Source organism: Methylobacterium sp. E-065 (assembly GCF_022829605.1).
Lineage (GTDB): Bacteria > Pseudomonadota > Alphaproteobacteria > Rhizobiales > Beijerinckiaceae > Methylobacterium.
Genome location: NZ_JAKSYD010000051.1, coordinates 1 through 417 on the forward strand (window position 1 = coordinate 1; position 417 = coordinate 417).

At 62.1% G+C, this 417-nt stretch carries 1 protein-coding gene; it reads right to left on the reverse strand.

Annotated features, from left to right (window positions below; translation table 11 throughout):
- A partial coding sequence (locus tag MKK84_RS04575; protein WP_243916900.1) for a hypothetical protein occupies positions 1-417 on the reverse strand: 417 nt, incomplete at both ends.

Consider the following 417-nt stretch of genomic DNA (forward strand, 5'->3'; position numbering starts at 1 on the left):
GGCTTGGACGAGGTGATCATGCGCCAGATCGTTGAAAAGGTCGTCGCCGACGTGCGGATGCGGACGGACGAGGAGCGCTTGATCGAGTCGTGCATGCGCATGAGCGAGGTCTCGGCGTAGCAGGAAGGCCGCCCTGTTTCGGGAGTGTAGCTATTTACGCTCCATTGGACTTCCTGACTGATCAGGCGCACGGTGTTGGGAGCACCGGCCGGGTTCCGAAACCGTAGGCTCTGGTGGCTGAGAGTAACGTGGACGCCCGTCGTCATTGCCCGAACCAGCACCATGACGCCGCCATCGGTGAACGTCTCCCCATCGACCAGCCAGAGCGGATAGTTGCTGCTCCACGGCTCGACCGTACAACCACAGGCGCGAAGCACCTGGACGGCTTCAGCCACCAGCTCATCGACGATGGCCATC